20 protein-coding genes are annotated in these 23,365 nt (G+C 64.0%); 8 read left to right on the top strand and 12 right to left on the bottom strand.

Annotated elements, in window-relative coordinates:
* Positions 1 to 236: 236 nt before the first annotated feature.
* Positions 237 to 1,331 (bottom strand): hypothetical protein, encoded by a 1,095-nt coding sequence (locus AEQU_RS03085; RefSeq protein WP_144079462.1) that lies wholly within the window; start codon positions 1,329 to 1,331, stop codon positions 237 to 239.
* 372 nt (positions 1,332 to 1,703) lie between these two features.
* Between AEQU_RS03085 and AEQU_RS03080 the strand changes: the two genes are divergently transcribed.
* The 4 genes from AEQU_RS03080 (at position 1,704) to AEQU_RS03065 (ending at position 6,840) form a co-directional block, all read left to right on the top strand.
* Positions 1,704 to 2,381 (top strand): cytochrome c3 family protein, encoded by a 678-nt coding sequence (locus AEQU_RS03080; protein ID WP_022739463.1) that lies wholly within the window; start codon positions 1,704 to 1,706, stop codon positions 2,379 to 2,381.
* Positions 2,371 to 4,095 (top strand): FAD-dependent oxidoreductase, encoded by a 1,725-nt coding sequence (locus AEQU_RS03075; RefSeq protein ID WP_022739462.1) that lies wholly within the window; start codon positions 2,371 to 2,373, stop codon positions 4,093 to 4,095. Before AEQU_RS03080 ends, AEQU_RS03075 begins: the two co-directional genes overlap by 11 nt.
* A gap of 221 nt (positions 4,096 to 4,316) precedes the next feature.
* Positions 4,317 to 5,813: a helix-turn-helix transcriptional regulator gene (locus tag AEQU_RS03070; RefSeq protein ID WP_022739461.1), complete on the top strand. Its 1,497-nt coding sequence runs from the start codon at positions 4,317 to 4,319 to the stop codon at positions 5,811 to 5,813.
* Between the two features lie 145 nt (positions 5,814 to 5,958).
* A complete protein-coding gene (locus AEQU_RS03065; protein WP_022739460.1) occupies positions 5,959 to 6,840 on the top strand; it encodes a DegV family protein in 882 nt (293 codons plus the stop codon).
* Between the two features lie 325 nt (positions 6,841 to 7,165).
* Here AEQU_RS03065 and efp read toward each other — a convergent pair whose 3' ends face one another.
* Positions 7,166 to 7,729 carry an elongation factor P gene (gene efp / locus AEQU_RS03060; protein WP_022739459.1) on the bottom strand — a complete coding sequence of 188 codons (564 nt, stop codon included), beginning with the start codon at positions 7,727 to 7,729 and terminating at the stop codon, positions 7,166 to 7,168.
* Positions 7,730 to 7,844: 115 nt separating this feature from the next.
* Positions 7,845 to 9,365: a helix-turn-helix domain-containing protein gene (locus AEQU_RS03055; RefSeq protein WP_022739458.1), complete on the bottom strand. Its 1,521-nt coding sequence runs from the start codon at positions 9,363 to 9,365 to the stop codon at positions 7,845 to 7,847.
* A 257-nt stretch (positions 9,366 to 9,622) separates the two neighbouring features.
* Between AEQU_RS03055 and AEQU_RS03050 the strand changes: the two genes are divergently transcribed.
* The 4 genes from AEQU_RS03050 to AEQU_RS03035 all read left to right on the top strand — a co-directional run bounded on the left by AEQU_RS03050 (position 9,623) and on the right by AEQU_RS03035 (position 14,167).
* Positions 9,623 to 12,109, top strand: a complete 2,487-nt coding sequence (locus AEQU_RS03050) for a molybdopterin-dependent oxidoreductase (protein ID WP_022739457.1) — start codon at positions 9,623 to 9,625, stop codon at positions 12,107 to 12,109.
* 10 nt (positions 12,110 to 12,119) lie between these two features.
* Positions 12,120 to 12,746, top strand: a complete 627-nt coding sequence (locus AEQU_RS03045; RefSeq protein WP_022739456.1) for a DMSO/selenate family reductase complex B subunit — start codon at positions 12,120 to 12,122, stop codon at positions 12,744 to 12,746.
* A 2-nt stretch (positions 12,747 to 12,748) separates the two neighbouring features.
* The gene (gene dmsD, locus AEQU_RS03040; protein WP_022739455.1) at positions 12,749 to 13,354 is read left to right on the top strand and encodes a Tat proofreading chaperone DmsD; all 606 of its coding nucleotides are present in this window, start codon (positions 12,749 to 12,751) and stop codon (positions 13,352 to 13,354) included.
* 69 nt (positions 13,355 to 13,423) lie between these two features.
* On the top strand, positions 13,424 to 14,167 hold the full coding sequence (locus AEQU_RS03035) for a ferric reductase-like transmembrane domain-containing protein (protein ID WP_022739454.1): 744 nt from the start codon (positions 13,424 to 13,426) through the stop codon (positions 14,165 to 14,167).
* Between the two features lie 7 nt (positions 14,168 to 14,174).
* Here AEQU_RS03035 and AEQU_RS11755 read toward each other — a convergent pair whose 3' ends face one another.
* The 9 genes from AEQU_RS11755 to AEQU_RS02990 all read right to left on the bottom strand — a co-directional run bounded on the left by AEQU_RS11755 (position 14,175) and on the right by AEQU_RS02990 (position 23,351).
* Positions 14,175 to 15,131, bottom strand: coding sequence for a YczE/YyaS/YitT family protein (locus AEQU_RS11755; RefSeq protein ID WP_022739453.1), 957 nt, complete (start codon positions 15,129 to 15,131; stop codon positions 14,175 to 14,177).
* Positions 15,132 to 15,325: 194 nt separating this feature from the next.
* Complete coding sequence (locus tag AEQU_RS03025; RefSeq protein WP_022739452.1) at positions 15,326 to 16,471, bottom strand: M24 family metallopeptidase; 1,146 nt, start codon at positions 16,469 to 16,471, stop codon at positions 15,326 to 15,328.
* Between the two features lie 160 nt (positions 16,472 to 16,631).
* The gene (aroQ, locus tag AEQU_RS03020; RefSeq protein ID WP_041714943.1) at positions 16,632 to 17,063 is read right to left on the bottom strand and encodes a type II 3-dehydroquinate dehydratase; all 432 of its coding nucleotides are present in this window, start codon (positions 17,061 to 17,063) and stop codon (positions 16,632 to 16,634) included.
* A gap of 218 nt (positions 17,064 to 17,281) precedes the next feature.
* Positions 17,282 to 18,403, bottom strand: a complete 1,122-nt coding sequence (aroB, locus tag AEQU_RS03015; protein WP_022739450.1) for a 3-dehydroquinate synthase — start codon at positions 18,401 to 18,403, stop codon at positions 17,282 to 17,284.
* Positions 18,385 to 18,933, bottom strand: coding sequence for a shikimate kinase (locus tag AEQU_RS03010; protein WP_173400363.1), 549 nt, complete (start codon positions 18,931 to 18,933; stop codon positions 18,385 to 18,387). Before AEQU_RS03010 ends, aroB begins: the two co-directional genes overlap by 19 nt.
* Before the next feature lies 1 nt (position 18,934).
* The gene (aroC, locus tag AEQU_RS03005) at positions 18,935 to 20,101 is read right to left on the bottom strand and encodes a chorismate synthase (RefSeq protein ID WP_022739448.1); all 1,167 of its coding nucleotides are present in this window, start codon (positions 20,099 to 20,101) and stop codon (positions 18,935 to 18,937) included.
* A gap of 131 nt (positions 20,102 to 20,232) precedes the next feature.
* On the bottom strand, positions 20,233 to 21,672 hold the full coding sequence (gene asnS, locus AEQU_RS03000) for an asparagine--tRNA ligase (protein WP_022739447.1): 1,440 nt from the start codon (positions 21,670 to 21,672) through the stop codon (positions 20,233 to 20,235).
* A gap of 120 nt (positions 21,673 to 21,792) precedes the next feature.
* On the bottom strand, positions 21,793 to 22,722 hold the full coding sequence (locus AEQU_RS02995) for a shikimate dehydrogenase family protein (RefSeq protein WP_022739446.1): 930 nt from the start codon (positions 22,720 to 22,722) through the stop codon (positions 21,793 to 21,795).
* A complete protein-coding gene (locus AEQU_RS02990) occupies positions 22,719 to 23,351 on the bottom strand; it encodes a YqeG family HAD IIIA-type phosphatase (protein WP_022739445.1) in 633 nt (210 codons plus the stop codon). Before AEQU_RS02990 ends, AEQU_RS02995 begins: the two co-directional genes overlap by 4 nt.
* Positions 23,352 to 23,365: the final 14 nt, after the last annotated feature.

Here is a 23,365-nt window from a genome sequence, read left to right as displayed (position 1 = left end):
GAAAAGGCCCCCGATGCAGGAAAAAGTGCGATCGTGCGAGTTTTTCGCCTCTCAAGACTCGCACGATCGCACTTTTTTCTGCAGCGGCGGCGCTTTTCCCGAAGCGAACCGGGCAGCCAAGGCCGAGGCGATCCGAAGAGACCTTTCCGGAACCCGCGCCTTGCGAAGCCCCCCGCAGGCACGCCTGCGGATGCGTCCCCCGGATACGTCCCGCAGACATACCTTACGGGCGCATCTTACGAACGCGCCCTCCGAAAACGCGAGGGAAAATGGGCGCGATGATGTTTCCGCACCTGCTCGCGCAAGGCCAAATGACGCGGGAGATGCTCGGGCTTCAGGGCAGGCGACCTTTGCCCGGCGCTTCGGGCAACCCCGCGCAGCAGCTCAGTGCATTGGTTGACGTGGTGAAATTGGGAGCTCGTGAGAACGGCAAGGTCGAAGCCGTCGATGCGCAAGGCATCGCGCTTGCGGGCATCATGGGCTTGTTGCTGCGGCGAGCTGTGCGCATCGTGCCCGTCGTATTCCAGCACAACTCGCTCGGCGGCCCAAAGCCAATCGCACACCACGCGGCTCAATCCCGTGGCCGTCCTCGCGCGGTCGGACAATGCGACCGGTTCGTTCAGAAGAGGCGTTCTCAAGCCCAGCCCTCCCTGGGAAAACAGGGAGAACGCAATGATGGATACCTCGGTCTCCATGAGAGACCCCGACTTGGCAAGCACCTGCTTCGCCGCCGATCGGGCCACCTTCACGCCCGCCAGACCCTTTGCACGGGCGGTAAAAGCCGTAAGGCGCCGCGGTGACGAAAGAGGACGGCGCACGAGGGCACCGACGCGCTCCTCCCCCAGCGGATAGCAGCCACACAACTCGTAACCGACCGCCAAGAGCCCTCCGCGCGTCAACGAAGAGGCCATTTGAACGAAGACGAGCTCGGGAGAGCAGACGAACACGCCCGGAGCTACTTTGATGAAAGCTTGCCGAGGAAAAGCGGCGACCGAGCGATGGCGTATAAGATCGCTGGAGTTCCGCGTGCCATGACCCTTTGCGACCATGATGTGCAGCGGCGCTGCTCCCCGAGAGCGAACAACCTCCTTCAGCGCCGACGCCACGGCGGTAGTTTGCGGGAGCATCCCGCCGACGGCGGCCGCAGACGCCGCAGAACCGTCCGGCGAGGCCACCGAACCCGCGTCAGCCGGACGCACCGGATCTGCGCCCGCGAGGCTTTGCAGTGCGTCCTCCAAGATCGTCCGCACATCCCTGCTCAGCACCGCTTCATTGCGAAGCACCTCCGATGTCGGAAAGAGAGTCGCAGGAAACAGCGACGCGTCCGCCACGCCCAAATCGTGGAACACACACAGAGGAATAGCCGCGGCGGCGGACCAAGCGCGCCAGAACAGCAGCGCCGTGTTATGGGAAAGATACACGTTCATGGGCAAGCACGATACCGTGCCGCGACCGTGGAAAAGCGTTCGCGGGATAAGATCGATGGAACCAACATTCATGACCGCAGTACTCGCAGATGGAAAACAGCATCCTCAAGCTCTCCCTCCGCTTAGGGCAGGAAAAACAAGCGCTCGCCCTTTAATATCCCTTATTTATCAGGCTAAACGCGAAGTTTACCCCGCTGGGGTAATAGCTTTTCGGGGCGGCGCGGCGCACACTGGGCGCCATCGTTTCTGTCACGACAAGGAAGGGAGGAAGCGATCATGAGCATCGATGAAGAGAAGAGGGCCGCGGGGGCGCCGAGCCATGCGGGCCCGGCAACGGACACAAGCTCGGCCGCAGCTGCCGGCTCAGCGACGGCCGCGGGCGGACCGGCTCCCAAGAAACGTCCCAAGCGCGGGTGGATCGTCGCCGGCGTGGTGGCGGCCGTCATCGTGGTGGCCGGCGCCGGGTTCTGGGTGTGGCACGAGCAGCCGAGCTTCTGCAACGCCATCTGCCACAGCCCCATGGACTACTACGTGGAGACCTACGACTCCGGCGACCCGCAGCTGGGCGTGACTGTGCACGCGAAGGCCGGCGAGTCGTGCCTCGACTGCCACACCGCCGAGCTGACGACCCAAATCTCGGAGGCGATGGCCTGGGTGTCCGACAACTACCCCATGACTGAGGACGGCACCATGCTCGCCACGGGCAAGCAGTTCGCAAGCGAGGAGTTCTGCGCGCGCCCCGAGTGCCACGGAGGCAAGTCCTTTGACGAGATCACCGCGGGCCTGTGGGGATTCGCCGGCAACGACGAGAAGTACAACCCGCATGCCAACCACGAGGACGCGGCCCTGGAATGTGGCGACTGCCATAAAGCCCACGAGAACCAGGTGCTCGTCTGCAACGAGTGCCACGACCTGACCCTGCCCGAAGGATGGGAGGCCCCCAATGCAGAGTAACGTTTCCCGCCGCAGCTTCTTCAAAGGCGCCGGCCTCGCGGCCATGGGCGCGCTGACCGCCGGCACGCTGTCCGGATGCGGCCAAGGCTATGCAGCCGCGGATCCCGCCAACCCGAGCACCGGCGACTTCGGCGGCCCCTCCTGGCTGGGAGCGCCGCCCGTCATCGACGAGGCCGATATCGCCGAGACCATCGAGACCGAGGTGCTCGTCGTGGGCATGGGCACCGGCGGCATCCCGGCCATGATCTCGGCTGCCGAGAACGGCGCGCGCGTGCTCGGCATCGACCGCCAGGGCACCCCGCACAACGTCCGCGAGGACATCGGCGCCATCGACTCGCGCCTGCAGCAGGCCTCCTTCGACGAGTTCCCTGAGTTCCGCATCGAGAAGAAAGAGGCCGTTGAGGACATCGTCCGCTACGCCAACGGCTTTGTGAACTACGACCTGGTGAAGCTGTGGGCCGACGAGTCCGGCGCCATGGTGGACTGGCTCACCGACATCATCCAGCGCGACGGCAAGCTCGTCATGGAATTCGAGGGCGGCGTGGGCGACACCTCCGACCCGGGCCGCGACAAGGCCTTCGCCACCGGCCACAGTCCGCAAAAGACCGATGCCGTGGCCGAGGACGAGGAATGGGGCTTCGCCGAATCTATCCTGGCCTACGCCGCCGAGCAGGGCGCCGAGGTGCGCTGGTACACCGAGTTCATCAAGTGCGAGACCGATGAATCCGGCCGCGTGACCGGCGTCATCGCCCGCGACGTGCAGGGCGAGCGCCCCTACCTGCGCATCAACGCCAGCAAGGGTGTCATCCTCTCCACCGGCGGCTACGGCAACAACCTGGAGATGATGGAGGATCGCCAGGCCTGGAACCAGAAGATCCGCATCGCGGCCCCCGGCTCCGGCGGCAACCCCACCGGATCCGGCATCAAGGCGGCGCTGTGGCTCGGCGCCACCATGGACCCGCTCGGCGCGGCCTGCACCTTCAACCGCGCCTGCGTGAAGCCCGACCAGTACGCCGGCGACGGGGTGCTCGGCCGCTGGTTCTGGTTCGGCGAGCAGCCCTTCCTGAAGCTGAACCTGAAGGGTGAGCGCTTCTGCAACGAGAGCGGCCCCTACGACTACATGCTGCACTCCACCATCATGCAGCCGCACCAGACCTACGTGGACATCTGGGACGCGAACCACGCCGCGCAGGCCGAGGCCTTCGACGAGGTGGGCTGCTGCCGGCTGTTCCCCTTCCCCAACGGGGCGAAGAACAACATTCCCATGCAGGTGGTGGACGGCATGATCGAGAAGCTCATCGAGGACGGTTACGTGCAGAAGGCCGACACCATGGAAGAGCTCGCTGAGAAGCTGAACCTGCCCGTGGAGACCACCGTGGCCTCGTGGAAGCACTACAACGAGATGGCCGCGGCCGGCGAGGACACCGACTACTACAAGGAGAAGCACCGCCTGATGGCCATCGACACGCCGCCCTTCTACGGCGTGCGCACCGGGGCGTGGTTCTTGGCGACGCTCGACGGCGTCACCATCGACACGAACATGCACCCCTGCGACGAGAACGGCGACCCCATCGAGGGCCTGTACCTCACCGGCAACGACTCGGGCGGCTTCTTCTCGGTGAGCTACCCGAACCTGCTGACGGGGCTCGCCTGCGGGCGCACCATGACCTTCGGCCGCCGCGCCGGCATGCTGGCGGCAACCGGGCAGGCGTAAGGCGTCCGTGCCTTCAAGACCCCTTCGCCTTCGCGAGCCGTTTATTCCGCAGCCCGCGAAGGCAGTTCGTCAAGCCCTTCCCAAGGGATACCGCCGGTCGCGCCTCCCCTCCAGCGACCAGCGGTTATAAGAGCGAACCCCCTGTCCCGTGCGGACAGGGGGTTTTCGCGTGTAGAATGGAGGGAGGCGAAAGGGAGCGAAAGGGAGCGAAAGGGAGTGACATGGAAACGGAATGCACTGCAGAAAAGGCGAGCCCCTTGTGCGGGTTCGTCGCGCTGCTTTTGACGCTCGGCACCACCTCCCTCATGAACGGCTCGCTCTTCCCGCAGTTCGACGCGATCTTCATGTTCGCCCGCGACATCTCCGTCACGTTCTCGGCAGCAACTTTGCTCGGCCTTGGGCTTGCGGCCTACCGCGCCCCGCGCCTTCTGCGGGAGCGCGCCATCGTCGCCGTGGCGGTAGCCTGTCTTGTAGGCGGCGGCGCGCTTCTGTCCCTGGGGCTTGGGTTTTCCGCGCCGGCGCTCCTCGTTGCGGGTGCGAGCCTCGCCGCCATCGGCCGCTCGGTGGCCACGGTGTCGACGGCGCTTTATCTCGTGCGCCTCGAAATGCACACGACGGCCGTGATCATCGCTGCGGCCTACACCGTTCAGCTGGCGGCGAGCCCCGCGTCGTCGCTTCTGCCCCCGTGGGTCGGAACCGCCCTCTTCCTGATTTTCCCCTTGGCGGCCATCGCGCTTACCGCCCGCGGCGCCCGCCTTTACTTCGACATGGCCCACGACCGGCCTTCGCCGAGCGACATCGCCGTCACGCGGCCGGCCTCGTTCCTCGCGCCGTTCTCGGCCCTGTTCGTGTGCTTGTTTTTGTTCCAGGTGGCCTTCGGCTTCGCCCTGCGCTTCGGGGAGGTGGCAGGCACACCGCGCATGTCGTTTCTCTCGGCCATCCCGCTTGCCCTCGTGGCCCTTTACGTGACTTGTTCGCGCCGGCGCTTTCCCGCCGACGGTCTCGTGCAGCTGTCGGCCCTCACGGTGATGGCCGGGTTCCTTCTGGCAACCCAGCCCCTGCTCGCCGCTGACAGCGGTGCGGCCGACGTGGCGCTGCTGAACGCAGGCAACGGCCTGTTCATCATGGCCGCCCAGATGGCGCTGGTCACCATTGCCGCACGCAACCCACTCGGAGCCATCACAACGGTAGCCTGGGGAAACGGTGTCTCGGCCTTAGGATCGCTTACGGGAGCCGCCGCGGGCATGCTTGCCAACAGCGCCGCGGCAAGCATGCCCGCCCTGCGTGTGGCCACCCCCGCAGTACTGCTTTTGGTGTTCGCCGCCTACGTGACCATCGGGCTGAAACGCTTCACCTTCGCCGGAGCCATCGACGGCATCGATCCGGTGCTGGTGGGGGCAACGGCCGCCGGGAAGGGAACCGATGCGGGAGCAGAAGCGGTACCGGGCACCGGAACGGGGCCAGTGCCGCTGCCGATGCCCGCGGCCCGCACCCCCGAGGAGGCCTTCGCCTCCCGCTGCGAGGCCATCGCCGAGGAGTTCTCCCTCACCCCGCGCGAAGCCGAGGTATTCGCCATGCTCGCCCGGGGCCGCGACCGCGCCTACATCGAGGAGGCGCTCGTCGTGTCCCGCAACACCGTGAAGGCCCACGTGAAGCACGTCTACGCGAAACTCGGCATCCATTCCCACCAGGAGCTGCTCGATCTGGTGGAAGGCTAAACACTTCCCAGTGGCCACTTTTGCGGCTCGCTGTCAATCGAGAAACCGTTCCCAAATTATGAACAATTTACTTGCCTTTACGCCACCTCGCCGAGGCTCCGCGTACGGACGATAAAATAAAGGAAACGACTTCGAGGGAGGCACCGTGGCCATTCGCATCATCGTGGACTCGTCGGCGGACATGGAAGAGGACTACGCCCGCGCCCACGACATTACCATCATCCCCATGACCATCGCATTCGGCTCCGAACAGTACGCCGAGGGCGTCGACCTTTCGCGCGAGGAATTCTTCGAGCGCCTCGTGGAAACCGACGAGCTGCCCCGCACGAGCCAGATCCCTCCCATGGTGTTCCAAGACCTCTTCCAAGAGGCCGTCGATGCCGGCAACGAGGTCGTCTGCATCACGCTTTCCAGCCACATCTCCGGCACCTACCAGAGCGCCTGCATCGCCGCGGCCCCGTTCAAGGAGTCGGTCTTCGTGGTCGACAGCGAGAACGCCACCATCGGCGAGCGCATCTTGGCCGAGCGCGCCTGGGCTCTGCGCGACGAAGGGCTTTCCGCCGCCGACATCGCCTACTGCCTCAACCAGGAGAAGAAGGATATCCGGCTCGTGGCCTCGCTGGATACACTGGAGTACCTGCGCCGTGGAGGCCGCATTTCCGGAGCGGCGGCCCTTGTGGGCGGCATGCTCTCCATCAAGCCCGTGGTGGGCGTCGTCGATGGCGACGTCGTGGTGCTCGGCAAGGCGCGCGGATCGAAGCAGTCGAAAAACATGGTGTTCCAGAAGATCGACGAGGCCGGCGGCATCGACTTCACGCGGCCCATCTGGGTGGCCTACTCGGGCCTGTCCGACACGACGGCCCGCAAGTACATCGCCGACAGCCTGGCGCAGGCGAAAGCCGCCGAGGAAGCGGCCGCCGACGAGTCCGCCGCGCCGGACGATCTGCCCCTCACGCAGGTCGGCGCCGTCATCGGCACCCACGTCGGCCCGGGCGGCGTCGCCTTCGCCTTCTTCGCACGGGAATAGGGCCCGCATAGTCTTTCGCGCTCTTTCGTAGAGCCATCCCGTCCTCCCAGAACATTTGCATGGCCATCTTTTCCAAGAAATTGCGTTTGTTAGCGTAAAGATGGCCCAAACGACCCTGTTTGGATCCTGTTTTTAGCTCATAACGGGGGACATAACGGAGAAATTATACCCAAATTCACTGAACTGGATGGGCGGTGCCCCAAAACGAGGCTGCGAACGCTAACAAACGCAATATTTCGGAAAAATCGCGAGGGCATTTTGTCTGGAGCACAAAAAAAGGCCTCCCCGAAGGGAGGCCCAAGATCACTGAAACGGCGGCGGAACTTTACACGCGCTTGATGACGCGGCCGTCGCGGGTGTCGATCTGCAGGACGTCGCCAATCTCGATGAACGTCGGCACCTGCACCTCCTTGCCCGTCTCCAGGGTGGCCGGCTTCAGCGTGTTGGTGGCGGTATCGCCCTTGAAGCCCGGCTCGGTATGGGTGACCTCAAGCTCCACGAACATCTGGGGCTCCAGGCTGATGAGCTCGTCGCCGGCGTACAGAAGCGTCGCCTCGTCGTTCTCCTTCAGCCAGTCGGCCGCGGAGCCCACCATATCAGCGGAAACGGGCAACTGCTCGAACGTGCTGTTATCCATGAACCAGAAGTCGGCACCGTCGTTGTAAAGGTACTGCATCTTCTTGGACTCCAAGCGCACGGAATCGAACTTCGTGCCGGCGTTGAAGGTGTAGTCGACCACGCGGCCGGTCTTGATGTCCTTGAGCTTGGTGCGTACAAACGCGCCGCCCTTGCCCGGCTTCACATGCTGGAACTCGACGATGGTGCACATCTTGCCGTTGTTGATGATGCACATGCCGTTCTTGAAATCGGCGGTAGAAATGCTTGCCACGGATGTTTCCTTTCCTGCTCACGCGCCGCAGCAAACCCTCCGGTCGGCCGCCGCGTTTGGTTCAAACTGGTACAGTATAGCCGTCCTGCGTCCTCTTCGCAAAGAAAAATATGGGTCACTCGACGTAGCTGTTTATGAGGGCGAACAACTCTTGCTTCTTGTGAATCCCCAGTTTTGCGTAAAGGCGCCGCATGTGAGTCTTCACTGTGTTGTCAGATATGAACAACTCCCCCGCTATGGAGCTGATAGTATTTCCGCGAGCAAAGAGAAGCATGACTTCGATCTCCCGCTGGGACAGAGCGTACTTGCGCCCTATGAGATCGCAGCGAAGAGCCGTCTTATCCTCGTAGCGCGGCCGGACGATCGTCTCCTCAGAGACTGACGCAGCCCCATCGTCTTCCTCTTCAATCTCGGCAAACGGCGTGGACTGGGTCCCGCAATCGACTCGTCCGCTAGCGAGCGAGAGAAACTCGACGGGTCGGCTTTTCTCAGATTGCGAGGGATGCAGCGCTCGCGTGACGTAGAGCGCCAAGGCGAGAAAGCACACCGACCCGAGGGCGATGACGGCATAGGGGGAAACTCCGAAGGACTCGCCTGCGGGCGCGCAGGCTCCTAGGAGATACCCTACCCCCTGGGCGACCACGCACACGAGCGTCTGGAAGCTGAGACAGAACACGGGGTCAATGCCGTAGTCATGAGAAATCTGAATGGAAAGCGCCTGAACGCTCAGCGACAAGAAGCTATATGTCATGTAGAGCAACGCCGCTAGAATGACAAAGGGGATGCCAGCAGCGAATGGCAGAATTCCGAGAGCGACCACAATCAGCGGGAACGCCAGGCGAAATACGCCATCGATGTTGTACCGCACCGTCCGAAACCGCCAGAGCGCCATAAGGACGATGGGGGCGAACAGGCCCGCGAGCGCGGAACTATAGTTGATGAAGGTCATGGCCGTCGTGTCGACAGCCAGAAAGCGAACAACTCCCCCGAGAAAGGCGAAGGTGCCACAGTACAGCACGCTACGCCAGAAACTTGCGAGCCCATGGACATAGCTCACACGATTGGCGGAGAAAGAGCTCGACGCCATGGGCGAAGCGAGATCGAGTTGACGCGCTTGGACAAGAAGCAGTCCCCAGCAGACGCTCATCAGGGTAGCGGAAATAGCCAAGGTTACCGCCGCTCCTGTAAACGACTCGAAGAAAGTTCTCACAAAAAAGCTTACCACCCAGGCAAAGAGCAGGGTCATGAGGCTGCCCTCGATATCGCGCAGAGACACAACGTAGAACCACGAGAACATAAGCGTGTAAGAGCCGATCACGGGAATGGCGATGCCAAGTACCCACTGAGCCGACCCCTGCACCACCGGCAAACCAGAGACGACGAGGCTCGCAAGGGCAATAGGAGGGACTACTTGCATCCCGAAGCGCCGCAGCGATTGCCGCGACAGAGAACACCACAACATCACCGCCGCGCTCGTCACAATGCCGATGACGATCCCCATGCCATGGGAGCCGTGAAAGGAACCAGAAGGAACGGAAAGCCAGTCACTCTTCCATAAAAAGAGCGACGAAAGCGACATGGCCACGGCCATGCCGAGAGACGACGAGATGATCTTGCCCGCATCGAACAGTTTCATCGACAGTGCCCCTCCTCATCCGCGAACAGCTGAAGTCTACCAGAAAAGATAATTCCCTCTCAGCACAACCACGCCTTACACTCTCTGCTGATTCTGCGATCACCAGGCGTTTCTCAAAAAATCACGAAAAAGGTTGACACGTTTTGAATCCCTTTCACCAAAACGAGGTCTCACGATGGCCCCCTCTCTAGGCGCACACTGTCGTCAAGCGGCACAGCAGCTATTGGGACGCCGCCTAAGAGAGGAAGGAGATATCTATGACCAGAAAAGCAACGGAGAGGGCCGTCTCGCGGCGAGGCTTCATCAAGGGATCGACACTCGCGACCCTTGCAACTGCGGCCGGAGCCGGCACCGCCGCCTCCCTATTCGGCTGCGCCCCTCAGAGCGCGCAAAGCAAAGGTGAGCTCGCGCAGACGGGGTCGAATGGTGTCGTCGCCAACGAGATTCCCGAGGAGGGAGAAATCATCTGGCAGAGCTGCTGCCACTGCGGCTTTGTTGCATGCCCCCTCAAGTGCCACGTCGTAGACGGCACCCTTCGCTGGATCGACAACGACACCGACGGCGACGACGAGTTCGGCGCTGTATCGTTCCGCGCGTGCCTCAAGGCTCGTTCGGTGCGAAAATGGATCAACAGCCCCGATCGCCTCAAATACCCCATGAAACGCGTGGGCAAACGAGGAAGCGGGGAGTTCGAACGCATCAGCTGGGATGAGGCTCTCGATATCATCGCCGAGAAGTATCGCTACACCCTTGACACCTACGGTCCCGAGGCATTCTTCCTGTGCGCAACAGGAACCCGCAACTACCCCATCCAGCGCCTCTTCAATTTGACCGGCGGTCATTTGGGAACCATTAACTCGGAATCGAATGGCCAGATCGCCCAGACAGCCAACTACCTGTTCGGCTTCGACAGCCAGACATTCGATTGTGCTGGTGGTCTCGGAAGCAACACCTCGGCCATCAAAGACGCCGATTGCGGTCTGTTCTTCGGCTGCGGGTCGGGTGAATCGCGTATGTGCGGCATGGGAGAGGTCTACGAGGTGGCCAAAGCGCGCGAGGCAGGCATCCCGGTCGCCTTCGTAGATTACCGCCTGGGAGAGGGGTCATCTGGCAATCCGGACGAGTGGTTCCCCATCTACCCGGGCACCGATGGAGCTCTGGCGAGCGCTATCGCCTATGTCATTATCAGCGAGGGGAAGCACGACAAGGCCTTCTTGGACAAGTATGTCGTCGGATTTGATGCCGACACGATGCCTGAATCTGCGCCGGCAAACTCCTCCTATATGGACTATATCATGGGCACCGGCTATGACAACATTCCTAAGACCCCCGAGTGGGCCGCCCCCATCTGCGGGCTTCCCTCCGAGAAGATCACCTATCTCGCCCATTTCATCACCGACCACGAAACCTGCTTCATCACCCAAGGTTTTGGGCCGCAGCGTCGGCACAACGGCGAATGGAACGCAGCCGCCATCGCTGCCCTTCCCGTCATCACCGGCAATATCGGCCGCGAGGGCACATGCCCCGGCCTCAACGGCAAGGGCATGCAGATGAACTTCGACGGCGGTATGTGGAACTCGGTGCCCATCGGAGAGAATCCCGTCACCAAGAAGATCTCCATCTCCGGCCGGTTCAACGCTATCGACCATCCGCTCGAGATGACCGCGCTCACCGACGGCATCCAGGGCGGCGACAAGCTGGAGGTCGGCATCAAGTTCCTCGCCCTGTACGAGGCCGGCTGCTTCGGCAACTCCAGCTCCGACCTGAATTGGGCCGCGACAATCCTCGAAGACGAGAGCAAGTGCGAGTTCATCCTTGGCTGCGACGTCATCATGTCCACTTCACTGCCCTTCTGCGACATCATCTTGCCCGATCTCATGTACCAGGAACGCATGAACATGGTTTCCACCGTGACCGGCGGATCCGCTCTCGGGTTCGTCTTCGGCCGCCCTGTCCAGGAACCGCAGTTCGAATGCCGTCTCTCGTATGATTGGGTCGCCGATCTCGCCGAGCGCCTCGGGCTGCGCGACGAGTTCACCGAGGGCAAAACCTGGGAGGACTGGATGGAGACCCGCTACGAAGAGTACAGCCGTCCCTCGGCCCCCAACGGCAATGCACCGTCGTTCCAAGAGGGGCTCGAAATGGGCTTCTGGCGCGACCCGGTGCAAGCCGTTCCTTTCATCGCCCTCAAAGACTACGTCGACGACCCGGAGGGCCGCCCGCGCACGACGCCGTCGGGAAAGATCGAGTTGTACTCCGAGCGCCTGGCCACCATTCGCGACACCTGGACGTTCCACAACGGCGACCGCGACGTAGTACGTCCCGTGCCCAGCTACTTCCCCGAAATCGAGGGCGTGGCCGATATCAACGACACTTACCCGCTCTTGTTCTCCACTTGGAAGGCCAAAAACCAGTTCCACAGCCGCTACCAGGTAATCGAGGAGCTCCAGCAGGCCTGTCGCCACTGCCTGTGGATCAACCCCATCGACGCCGAATCGCGCGGCATCCAGAACGGTGACACCCTGCGCGTGTTCAACGACCGTGGCGAGGTACAGATCATGGCCCGCGTCACTTCCCGCATCATGCCCGGCGTGGTGGGAATGCCGCATGCACATCGTCGCGAAATGGTTGACGGCGTGGATATCGGCGCCAACGCCAACACACTGAGCGGCCACCATTGGTCGCCCATCTCGAAGAACTGTCCGTCGACCGGCTCCACGCTCGTCCAGGTCGAGAAGGCTTAAGGAGGAACCCATGACCCAGTACGGCTTCTATTTCGACTCGTCCCGCTGCACCGGCTGCAAGACCTGCGAGCTGGTCTGCAAGGACTACCACGACCTGGGACCCGATATCCTGTTCCGCCGCATCTACGACTTCGAGGGCGGCAGCTGGGAGAAGACCTCCGAGGGCGCTTGGAACAAGACGGCATTCAACTACCATCTGGCGATCTCCTGCAACCACTGCGACAACGCCGCCTGCGTGGAAAACTGCCCCACCGGAGCCATGCAGAAGGACGAGGAGACCGGCCTGGTGAATTCCGATCCAGAAGTCTGCATAGGCTGCGGCACCTGTCGAAACTCCTGCCCCTACGACGCCCCGCGCATCGACGCCGAACTCTCTCGCGCCCGCAAGTGCGACGGCTGTCTGGCCCGCGTGCGCAACGAGGAACAGCCCATGTGCGTAGGCGCCTGCCCACTGCGAGCCCTTGAATTCGGCCCCATTGACGAGCTGCGAGAAAAGTACGGGGACACGAGCCAAGTCGCTCCCCTTCCCGAGCCGACCACGGCACCCAACCTTGTTATCGGCTCCTGCCAAGCCATCGACTCGAACACCTACAATCTCGACGAAGGCTACATCGCCAATCCGCTGGAAGTGGAATAGTCATGAACGCGAACGTTGAGGATATCGAGCAGTGCGCCCTGCTTTTGGGCACCCTCTTCTTGGAGCGCCCGGCACTGCCCCACTGCAAGGAGATTATCCGCGGCCTGGCCGCCATGAACCTCGCCGAAGAATGGCCCTGGGGCACGGCCGAAGACTTGCATGCCGTCTCCGAGGAGCTCGCTCGAACAGGCAGAGCGGACATCCACGAGACAGACCGCGCCTACCACCGCCTTTTCGTCGGCCCCCGGAAGCTAGCGGCGCCTCCCTGGGGATCGGTGTACCTCGATTCCGAGGCGGTCGTGTTCGGCGATTCGTGCCTCGCGATCAGCCGATGGATGCGCGCCCAGGGCATCGAGCTCCACGAGGCGGAAAGCCGGGAGCCGATCGACCACATCGGACGCATGCTCGCGCTTCTCAGCTGGCTCGCCAGCAATCGCCCCGAACTCGTTGGCGAGTTTCTGGATCAGCATCTGCTTCCCTGGGCGCCGACCTATCTCGAAAAGCTCAACAGCGCAGCTGAGGGGAGCTTCTATCAAGCGCTGGCGCACCTCACCGCGATAACGCTTGCCAGCATCGAAAACGAGCTAGCGGGAACGCCCCTCTCGTAAACCGCATCGCACGGCCGGCACGCTCTGATGAGCTGTCGGCCGTCGCTTCTCGAAACCAAGGAGGCCGCCATGAACTTCCTTCTGACTTTCCCTACGACCTGCGCGGCAGTCTACCTGCTTCGAAAACCGATCAAACGCTGGCCGGTCGTCTTCTACCTCTGCGCCATCGCCCTCGATACGCTCTATCTCGCCAGCGGCTTCATTGTCCTCCCCCGCTGGCTGTGGGGAATCCTGGTGGAACTCGTACAACGATGCGAGCTTGCTCTGGCACTCTTCGCCATCGTCATGCTCATAGGATGTCTCGACAGCACCTCCCGTCTCCATCGCCGCCTCAGCCCTATTCGGGGAGAGCTATCGATCATCGCCTGGATACTCGCCATGAGCCATGTGACCGTTTATGCCGTCTCCTATCTGCCGCGACTCCTAAGTACGAACAATCTCGACGAGAACATCGTCGTCTCCATGGCTGTGGCGCTCATTCTGCTTGCACTCTTAACCGTCTTAGGGATCACGTCACTTAACGTCGTCAAACGCATTATGACTGCAACAACCTGGAATAGAGCGCAGCGGCTTTCCTATGTATTTTTCGGCCTGGTATTCTGCCATCTCGCATTCATTCTGGCGCCGGCAGCTCTGCACGGCGGAATCGCCGCGCAGCGATCGCTGCTCGTATACACCGCCCTCTTCGGAGCCTACACGATCCTGCGCATAGCAAAGGCGATCGGCAATGGCCACGCGCGACGCCAGCCACGCGTAACCCAGGTCCACCAGCCAGACTGCTTGTTCGATCCAGACGAAAAAGCCACCGCCTAGTATTTATTCACTCGGAAGTAAAGGGCCCTACCGTTTCAGCCGATGTGCAGCATTCCGACGCCGTACCAGAATCTGCGGCGCGGTGGCTGCGGGCTGCGTCGCGCAGCTTGCCGTAGAGGCCCATGTAGACGTTCACGATGACGCCGGTGAAGGCGGCGCAGACGAAGGTGCCCTCGCGCACGCCGGCCAAATGACCCACGAACAGGAACGCGCACAGGCACGCCAAGGCCGCGCAGGCGAGATCGAAGCCCACCTTCACGGTGCCGAACCGGGCGCCGGTCTTGCGCACCACGGCCTGCACCACGGCCTCGCCGCAGTTCATGACCGTGCCCGAGACGACCGTCATCACAATGCCCAGCGCGAGAACGGCCATGCCGCCGGCGAGCCACAGCCACGAGGCGACATAACTCGTCGGCGCAGCGGGGCCGAGCAGTGCCATGAAGGCGTCAATGCACACGCCGAAGAACACCGAGATGGGAATCTGCCACAAGTCCACTAGGCGGAATTCCCGGCGCAGCAGAGCAATCTGCACGAGCACGAGAAAGCACTGCCACCCCAGCATGAACGTGCCGAAGCTCACGGCCGTGAACCCGAGGGAGAGCACGTTGGGCGTGGCGGAGATGGGCGAGTTGCCCAAATCGGCCTTCACGACGATGTCGATGCCAAGCCCCATGACCGCGATGCCCGCCAGCATAAGCGCGATGCGGCCCGTCAGAAACAGGGCGGCGCGCAGCGTCAGCGATCGCTCGGCGAGAGCGGCGGGCGAGCCTTCCGCAGATTCAGTCGAAGGAGGAAGACCGTCTTGAGTGCCTCGGACGCCTTCGGCCGAAGACGCAGTCTTTAAGCCGCCGGCTTGCGGCGAGGGTCTGTCGGACGGATCGGCAGATGCGCCCGAGCGCTCGCGCCCCATGGATTTTCCCTTGGCCCGAATCTCGCTTCCACGATTGATCTTCCGTTCCGTCATCGTCTCCTCACCGTCCTTTCCGGTATCGAAATTACCTCCGTACGGTTTCAGTTATAGCACGGGGAAGGGCGCGGCTTGCGGAAATTACGCAAGCACAACCACGCAAAGGTTAGATGGCGGAAACTCGACCGCTCACCGCCGACGAGCGGCATTGTGTCTTTCTAACGCCGCGCCCGGACGGACGGTGCGGCGCCCTAGATGACCACGAGGTCGTGGGTGGAGTTGGTGAACACGTCGAATCCGGTATCGGTCACGACGCCAAAGTCCTCCAGGCGCATGCCGAACTTGCCCGGCAGGTAAATGCCCGGTTCCACCGTGACGACGTTGCCGGCAACGAGAGGTCGCTCGTTGCGCGGAGCGAGCACCGGTTCCTCGTGGATGTCGATGCCCACGCCGTGACCGAGCCCGTGCCCCATGCGACCGCCGAAGCCGGCCGCCGCCAGCACCTCCTCGGCCCGCTCGTGGGCCTCTTTGCCCGTGACGCCGGGTCGAAGCATAGCTTCCACGGACTCGTTGGCCTCCCGCAACGCGTCCCACGCCGCCCGCATCTCCGGGTCGGGCTCGCCGAGAAACACCGTGCGCGTCATGTCCGAGCAGTAGCCGTAGGAGCGGGCGCCGAAGTCGAGCACGACGCACTGGCCGGCCTCCAGCATGGTGGCGCCGGGGATGGCGTGCGGGCTCGCGCCGTTGGGCCCGGTGGCCACGATGGAGGGGAACGCCAGGCCCTGGGCACCATGGCGCAGCATGAACTCCTCGAGCTCCAGCTGCACCTGGCGCTCCATCATGCCCGGGCGCATGTAGCGGACGATGTGCTCGAAGGCGGCGTCGGTGATCGATTGGGCGCCGCGCATCCGCGCGATCTCGTAGCGGTCCTTCACCGCCCGCAGCCCCACCACGACGCCGTCGGTCTCCGCGAAGGGCTCCCCCGCGCCGGCTTCGGCGAACGCCTTCTGCAAACGGCGGTACTCGGCGAGCGAGACACCGTCCTCGATGCCCAAAAGCGCATCGGCGGCCCCGGAGGGCCGGCCTCCCCACCGCTTGACGGCAAACTGCGCGTGGGTCTCGCGCTCGGCGCTCACTTCCAAAGGCTTGAGCCGTGCGGCGTTCTCGCAGGCCGTCACATAGCGCGAGTCGGTATGCAGCCACGCGTGATCGGGGCAGACATACAGAGCATGAGCCATCTCCTCGTCGAAGACGTCATCGAAGGCGGTGAGCCACTGGATGTTCGACGTGTCGCGCACGAGAAACGCCCCCACACCCAGCTCGGGAAACGTCTCGCGCAAGCGAGCCAGATGTCGCTCGCAGGCCTTCGGATCGTTCAGCTCGTCGAATACCGTCATTATCGTCCTTCCTCAACGATGTAAAAGCAGGCCGTTGCCGAGGCGGGGCTGCCCGCGCGCAGGTTGCGCAGCGACTGGAACAGCCCAGTGGGCTGTTCCACCAAGCGAGCCATTGCTTGAGCACGGGTAGTCCCGCCTCGGTAACGGCCGGACCAGCAGGTTACTCCCCTTCCAGCAGAATATCCAGCGCGCGCAGGTAGCCCTCTTTGCCGAGGCCCTTCACCTGGGCGACGCAGGCCGGCGCGATCACCGAGTGGCGGCGGAACTCCTCGCGCTTGCTAATGTCCGAGATGTGAATCTCCACCACCGGCACGTCGATACATTCCACAGCGTCGTGCAAAGCGTAAGAATAGTGCGTGTGCGCCCCGGGGTTGTACACGATACCGTCGTAGTTGCCATGGGCCGCATGCAGCCGATCGATGAGCGCGCCCTCGTGGTTCGACTGAAAGCAGTCGACCTCGCAGCCATGCTCGGCCCCGTAGGCACGCACCATCTCCTCGATGGCCTCAAGCGTGTCCGTGCCATAAATAGCCGGATCACGCACCCCCAACATATTCAAGTTAGGCCCATTCATGAGCAGTATCTTCTTCACCTTCGTCAACCTTTCCTCGATCGGCCGCAGAGGGCTCTCCGCAGACCTCTGCGCGCCCCCTGGAGAACGCGGCCGTTAAGAAACAGCTTCCACTTCAGCAGCAACGATACAGGGATGGTACCGGCTTATGTGCGTCATCTTCGCTGTTTCTTTTGCCGCGTTCGGAAGGGGATCAAGCGCGCAGCGGGCTGCGGAGAGTCCTCTGCGGCCGATCACCGTCAACGTAACGAGTTCTTGGAAGCCTCCCACCGTCGCAGATGCTCCAAAATCACATCGTCAGGCACCGCCACCAGTTCCCAGTCGCCGATGTCGCGGGGCAGCACGAAGCGCACCTCGCCGGCGCGGGTCTTCTTGTCGCGCTTCATGGCGGCCAGCATCTCATCGGCCGGCGCCGACCAGCCAAGCGCCGGCAGCCCGAGCCCGTCCAGAAGCTCGTCCTGGGCATCCACCAGCTCGGCCGACGTGCCCACCACATCCACGCCGAGGCGCGCCGCGAAGCGCATGCCCTCGGCCACGGCGGCCCCATGGGAGAACGTCCCATAGCCCGCGAGCGCCTCCACCGCATGTCCCAGAGTGTGCCCGTAGTTCAGGCACTCGCGCACCCCACGGCTCTCCGTCTTGTCCTCGGCCACAATGTTGGCCTTGAACACCACCGACCGCGCGATGGCCTCGGTGACCACCACCGGATCGCGCGCCTCCAGGGCGCTGGCATGATCCATCATCCAGAAGAAGAACTCGTCGGAATCGATCACCGACGCCTTGGCGATCTCGGCGCAGCCGCAGGCCCACTCGCGCGCGTCCAGCGTGGCGAGCACCGCCGTGGAGGCGCACACGTAGGCCGGCTGCTTGAACGTGCCCACGAGGTTCTTCCCCTCGGGAAGGTTCACGCCGGTCTTGCCGCCGACCGAGGAATCCACCATGGCCAGAAGCGAAGTGGGCACCTGCACAAACGGGATGCCCCGCATGTAGGTAGAGGCGACGAACCCAGCCAAGTCGCCCACGACGCCGCCGCCGAGGGCCACCACGGCGCAGTCGCGCGTGAGCCCGAGCGATGCCATGGCCGACCAGATCTCCCCGGCCACCGCGAGCGACTTCGAGTCCTCCCCCGCGGGCACGACGATATCGCTCACGCGGAAGCCCGCCGCCTTCAGCGACGACTTGGCCTCTTCCAGATACAGCGGCCCCACGTTGGAATCGGTGAGGACGAGCAGGTGCGGCGCGTCTCCCACGCCATCGAGCCGCCGCACCGACTCGCCGAGGCCGGCGAGCACCGTAGCGCCGATGCGCACGTCGTAGGGCGTCTCGCCGGGGATGTTGACCACTATCTTTGTTGCGGGCACAGGATTCCCTCCTTTTCCAAAATGCGCTGCACTTCCCGCGCGATGGCCGGCACCGATTTGCCGGCGGTGCTCACGCGCACATCGGCCACCGCCTCGTACAGCGGCAGGCGCTCCTCGCAGCGGGCCCGGGCCGCTTCCAGGTTCTGGAACAAAGGCCGGGTGGACGTATCGCTGATGCGGCTGGCGGCCTCGTCGGCGGTCACTTCCAGATACACCACGAAGCCGGCCTCGCGGAAGACGTCGTGGTTGGCCGGCGTGACCACCACGCCGCCGCCGCAGGAGATGAGCAAAGGGTCGGGCTTGGCGCCCAGCTCGCGCAGCACGTCCGTCTCGATGGCGCGGAAGCCCTCCTCGCCGCCCTCGGCGAAGATCTCCTTCACCTTCTTGCCCTCGCGGCGCTCGATGTAGGTATCCATGTCCACCGAGGCCACGCCGCACGTGCGGGCGAGGCGCCGGGCCACCGACGTCTTGCCGGCGCCCATGAACCCGACGAAAAAGACCGGGCGGGTCAGCTCCATGCGTTCTGCCATCTTAGCGCCCCATGGTGCGCAGCCGCGCCTTGTAGGCCTTGATGTTCGCCTTGATGTCGGCCATGCAGGTGTCGCCGAAGGCCTCCAAGTAGGCGTTCGCCAGCGCGAAGGCCACCTCGCCCTCGGCCACCACGGCCGCCGCCGGCACCGCGCACACGTCCGAGCGCTCCTTCGACGCCTCCTCCACGCAGAGCGTGTCCAGGTTCACCGTTTCCAGCGGCGTCATGAGCGTCGGGATGGGCTTCATGGCCGCCGTGATCACGAGCGGCATTCCCGTGGTCATGCCGCCCTCTAAGCCGCCGGCGTTGTTCGACGTGCGGCGGAACTCGCCGTCGGCGAGCACGATGGGGTCGTGCACCTGCGACCCAGGACGCGCGGCTGCCTGAAAACCGAGGCCGAATTCCACGCCCTTGATGGCGGGGATGGAAAAGAGCGCCGCGCCCAGCCGCGAGGTGAGCCGATCGGCGCCCGTGGCGTAGGTGCCGAGCCCCGGCGCAAGCCCGCAGACTACGATGCGGAAGGTGCCGCCCAAGCTCTCGCCGTCGGACTTCGCGCGGTCGATGACCTTCTTCATGGCGATGGTCGCCTTCGCGTCCGGGCAGCGCATCTCCGAAAGCTCGATGTCGAGCGGCTTGTGCTCGGCGACGTCGGCCATCGTCTCCTCGGGCATGGCCGCATCTCCCACCGACACCACGTACGACATCACTTCCACGCCGAGCGCCGCCAGAAACTCGCGCGCCACGCCGGCCGCGGCCACCCGGGCCGCCGTCTCCCGGGCGCTCGCGCGCTCCAGGATGTTGCGGCAGTCATCGGTGTTCGTGCGCAAGGCGCCCACCAAGTCGGCATGCCCCGGCCGGGGCGTCACCTCGCGCACCAAGTCGCGCGGCGCCTCGCCGAAGGCGGCCATACGCTCCGTCCAGTTCTCCCAATCGCGGTTGGCCACCTCAAGCGCAATGGGACTGCCGATGGTGCGACCGAAGCGGATGCCGCTCGTGACGCGCACCGTATCCTTCTCGATGGCCATGCGGCCGCCGCGCCCGTAGCCGGCCTGGCGGCGGGCCAGATCGGAGTTGATGTGATCGACGGACACGGGCAGGCCGGCCGGCACGCCCGTCACGATGGCCGTAAGATTCGGCCCGTGACTTTCTCCGGCAGTGATGTATTCCATAGACGCAGCTTTCTCGCAGGGCGCGCCGACAGAGGGCGCCCGAGACAGATCGGCACCCATTGTAGCGCACGCAGAGGCACCCGACCGTTTCGGGACGGTAAAGTGCGGGCGGAAGCGGCCCCTGAGCCCTCTTAGAACTCGGCGTTGCCCACCGTGCGCGGGTGCGGGATGACGTCGCGGATATTGCTCACGCCCGTGAGGTACATCACCAAGCGCTCGAACCCGAGCCCGAAGCCCGCGTGCTGGCAGGTGCCGAAACGGCGCAAGTCCAGATACGCCCGGTACTGCTCGGCGTCCATGTCCAGCTCGGCGATGCGCCGCTCGAGCACTTCCAGGCGCTCCTCGCGCTGGGAGCCGCCCACGATTTCCCCGATGCCCGGCACGAGGCAGTCCATGGCGGCCACGGTGCGCCCGTCGTCGTTCAGGCGCATGTAGAAGGCCTTGATGCCGACGGGATAGTCGATCACGAACGTCGGGCGACCGAAGTGCTCCTCGGTGAGGAACCGCTCGTGCTCGGTCTGCAAGTCGATGCCCCATTCAACGGGATACTCGAAGGCGCGTCCGGCCGCTTGCGCCGCGAGCAGGATATCGATGGCCTCGGTGTAGGTGACGCGCGCAAAGTCGGAGGAGGCCACATGGTCCAGGCGCTCGAGAAGCCCCTTGTCGACGAACTTGTTCAACATGGCCAGCTCGTCGGGGCAGCGCTCCATCACGTCGCGGATGACGTACTTGAGCATGCTCTCGGCCAGTTCCATATCGTCCTCAAGGTCGGCGAAGGCAATCTCGGGCTCCACCATCCAGAACTCGGCGGCATGGCGCGCCGTGTTGGAGTTCTCCGCGCGGAAAGTGGGGCCGAACGTGTACACATCCCCGAAGGCCATGGCGAAGTTCTCGGCGTTCAGCTGGCCGGACACGGTGAGCGAGGCGGGCTTGCCGAAGAAGTCGGCGCTCCAATCCACCTCGCCGGCCACAAGCGCGCCGTCCGAGGCCGCGGCAGCCTCCTCGCTCACGAGCGGTACCTGGGCCGGGTCGATGGTGGTCACGCGGAACATCTCGCCGGCCCCTTCGCAGTCGCTCGCTGTGATGATGGGCGTGTGCACATAGACGAACCCGCGGTCTTGGAAGAAGCGGTGGATGGAGGCGGCGGCCACCGAGCGGATGCGGAACACGGCGCGGAACAGGTTCGTGCGCGGCCGCAGATGCTGCTGGGTGCGCAGGAACTCCGGCGTGGCGCGCTTCTTCTGCAGCGGGTAGTCGGGAGCCGAGGCGCCCTCGACGCGAATGCTCTCGGCGGCAAGCTCGAAGGGCTGCGGGGCGTCCGGCGTCAGCTTCAACACGCCTTCGCACACGAGAGCCGCCGACACGTTCTGGTGCGCAATCTCGTCGTAGTTTTCCAGCGTCGCGCGGTCCATGACCACTTGCAAGTCCTTGAAGCAGCTGCCGTCGTTCAACGTGACGAAGCCGAAGTTCTTCATATCGCGGACTGACTTGACCCAACCGGCGACGGTGACGGTCTTCCCGGCGAAGGCGTCGGCATCGGCGTAGAGCTGGGCGATCTTAGTGCGGTTCATTATGGCGCGACCTTTCGAGCTAGGGTGTTTTCCATTGCCGCTATGATAACAGGACAGCGCCGCGCCGCCTATGGGGCCAAAGGCATCTCGGCCGCCAAATCCCCGCGCGCCCGAGGGGCCTTAGGCGAGATTAAACCCGGCCGCCTGGGCCATAAGGGCGAACAGCTCGTCCTCGGGGATGTCGAGGGCCGCCTCGCCGGTGATGTCGCGCAGGATGCCCACCGTGACCACGGCCTGGCCGACGAGCATGCCGGCACCGTCGAAAAACCGGCACCCCGCCGCCCGGGCCGCCCGGGCCAGCGCCGTCTCGCCGTGGCCGTACACCACGTCGAACACCGTCTGGTCCGCGCTCAGAAGCGCCGTGTCGAAGGGGGCCGGATCGCCCGCCTTCATGCCGAGCGGCGTGGCGTCGATGATGATGTCCGCGCCCGCGATGGCCTGCCGCGACGTGGCGTAGCTGCCGAACTTGAAGCCCACCTGCTTGTACACCTCGGAAAAGCTCAGGTGCCCTTCCTTGAAGGCGGGCATGTCCACCACCCGTCCGACCATCGCCCCCAGCTCGTCGGCGTAGGTGCGCATGACGTTGCGGGCCTTGGCCTTGTCGCGGCCGATGAGGATCACCTCATCCGGCCCCGCCTGGGCCACGGCGTGCAGGATGGAGAGGGAGGTCGGCCCCGTGCCGCAAACGACGACGGACGCGCCGCGAAAATCGACGCCGGCCCGTTCCAAATAGGCCACGCAGCCCTGGCCGTCGGTGTTGTAGGCGATAAGGGCCCCGTCCTTGTTCACGAGCACGTTGGCCCCGTGAGCGAGCGTGGCCGAGGCGGCCCGCACATCGGCGGCAGCGAAAGCCTCGGGCTTATAGGGCGTGGTGATGTTGATGGAAAGGAAGTCGCGAGCCGCAAGGAACGCCTCGGCCTCGGGCGCCGTCGGCACATCCATGAGACCGTAATGCCAGGGCAGCCCCGCCTTCTCGTAGACGGCGTTGTACATGACCGGCGATTTCGAATGGCTCACCGGGTGCCCCAGCACATACAGCTTCTCGCTCACAGCGATTCCCTTCCCGTTTCGCGCGAGGCCCCTTCGACCCCGCGCTGCGCGCCCTGCCCGAAGCGGCGCGGGGCGCTTCCTTGTCCGCGGCGCGCCGCGGAACGGCTCGCCTCGCATTCCGCGATATTGATTGCCGGCTCCGGCTTGCGATCTCCCAAAATAGCCCGCTCGACGTTGCGCAGCAGCAGCGTGTGGGGCAGATCCTGCTCGACCAACGGCTGCAGCATATAGGCCTTCATGCCCGTCAGATGGGCTCCCAGCACATCGGTCGCCAGCTGATCGCCAACAACGACCGTGTCGGCGGCGGCTCCCCCGATCTTCCGCCGAGCCGCGAGAAACGCCGGCGGCAGCGGCTTTAAGGCCTTGGCCACGATGGGCAGCTCCAGCTCGCCGGCGAATCGGTACACGTCGGCATGCCAGTTGTTCGAGAGCAAACAGAAGCTCACCCCGGCCTCCCGCGCCCGACCGAGCCACATCCCCACATCGCGCGGCACGCATCCCGTATCCCGGGCGCGCACGGTATTGTCGATGTCGAGCAGCACATGAGTCAGGCCGCACCCGAGCAAATCGCGCTCGATATCGATGGCGCTGATGCGCGAGAAATAGCGATCGGGGGTGAGAAGCGCCATGGGTCGCACCTGAA

The sequence above is a fragment of the Adlercreutzia equolifaciens DSM 19450 genome, assembly GCF_000478885.1.
In the GTDB taxonomy this organism is placed as follows: Bacteria; Actinomycetota; Coriobacteriia; order Coriobacteriales; family Eggerthellaceae; genus Adlercreutzia; species Adlercreutzia equolifaciens.
Note: the sequence above shows the minus strand (reverse complement) of the source record. Positions and strands in the feature narration are given on the sequence as shown.

Excerpts from the sequence above, each read along its gene's own strand:
- AEQU_RS03080 (WP_022739463.1), top strand. The coding sequence starts at position 1,704 with ATGAGCATCGATGAAGAGAAGAGGGCCGCGGGGGCGCCGAGCCATGCG.
- AEQU_RS03075 (WP_022739462.1), top strand. The coding sequence starts at position 2,371 with ATGCAGAGTAACGTTTCCCGCCGCAGCTTCTTCAAAGGCGCCGGCCTC.
- AEQU_RS03070 (WP_022739461.1), top strand. The coding sequence starts at position 4,317 with ATGGAAACGGAATGCACTGCAGAAAAGGCGAGCCCCTTGTGCGGGTTC.
- AEQU_RS03055 (WP_022739458.1), bottom strand. The coding sequence starts at position 9,365 with ATGAAACTGTTCGATGCGGGCAAGATCATCTCGTCGTCTCTCGGCATG.
- AEQU_RS03050 (WP_022739457.1), top strand. The coding sequence starts at position 9,623 with ATGACCAGAAAAGCAACGGAGAGGGCCGTCTCGCGGCGAGGCTTCATC.
- AEQU_RS03045 (WP_022739456.1), top strand. The coding sequence starts at position 12,120 with ATGACCCAGTACGGCTTCTATTTCGACTCGTCCCGCTGCACCGGCTGC.
- dmsD (WP_022739455.1), top strand. The coding sequence starts at position 12,749 with ATGAACGCGAACGTTGAGGATATCGAGCAGTGCGCCCTGCTTTTGGGC.
- AEQU_RS03035 (WP_022739454.1), top strand. The coding sequence starts at position 13,424 with ATGAACTTCCTTCTGACTTTCCCTACGACCTGCGCGGCAGTCTACCTG.
- AEQU_RS11755 (WP_022739453.1), bottom strand. The coding sequence starts at position 15,131 with ATGACGGAACGGAAGATCAATCGTGGAAGCGAGATTCGGGCCAAGGGA.
- AEQU_RS03025 (WP_022739452.1), bottom strand. The coding sequence starts at position 16,471 with ATGACGGTATTCGACGAGCTGAACGATCCGAAGGCCTGCGAGCGACAT.
- AEQU_RS03010 (WP_173400363.1), bottom strand. The coding sequence starts at position 18,933 with ATGGCAGAACGCATGGAGCTGACCCGCCCGGTCTTTTTCGTCGGGTTC.
- aroC (WP_022739448.1), bottom strand. The coding sequence starts at position 20,101 with ATGGAATACATCACTGCCGGAGAAAGTCACGGGCCGAATCTTACGGCC.
- asnS (WP_022739447.1), bottom strand. The coding sequence starts at position 21,672 with ATGAACCGCACTAAGATCGCCCAGCTCTACGCCGATGCCGACGCCTTC.
- AEQU_RS02990 (WP_022739445.1), bottom strand. The coding sequence starts at position 23,351 with ATGGCGCTTCTCACCCCCGATCGCTATTTCTCGCGCATCAGCGCCATC.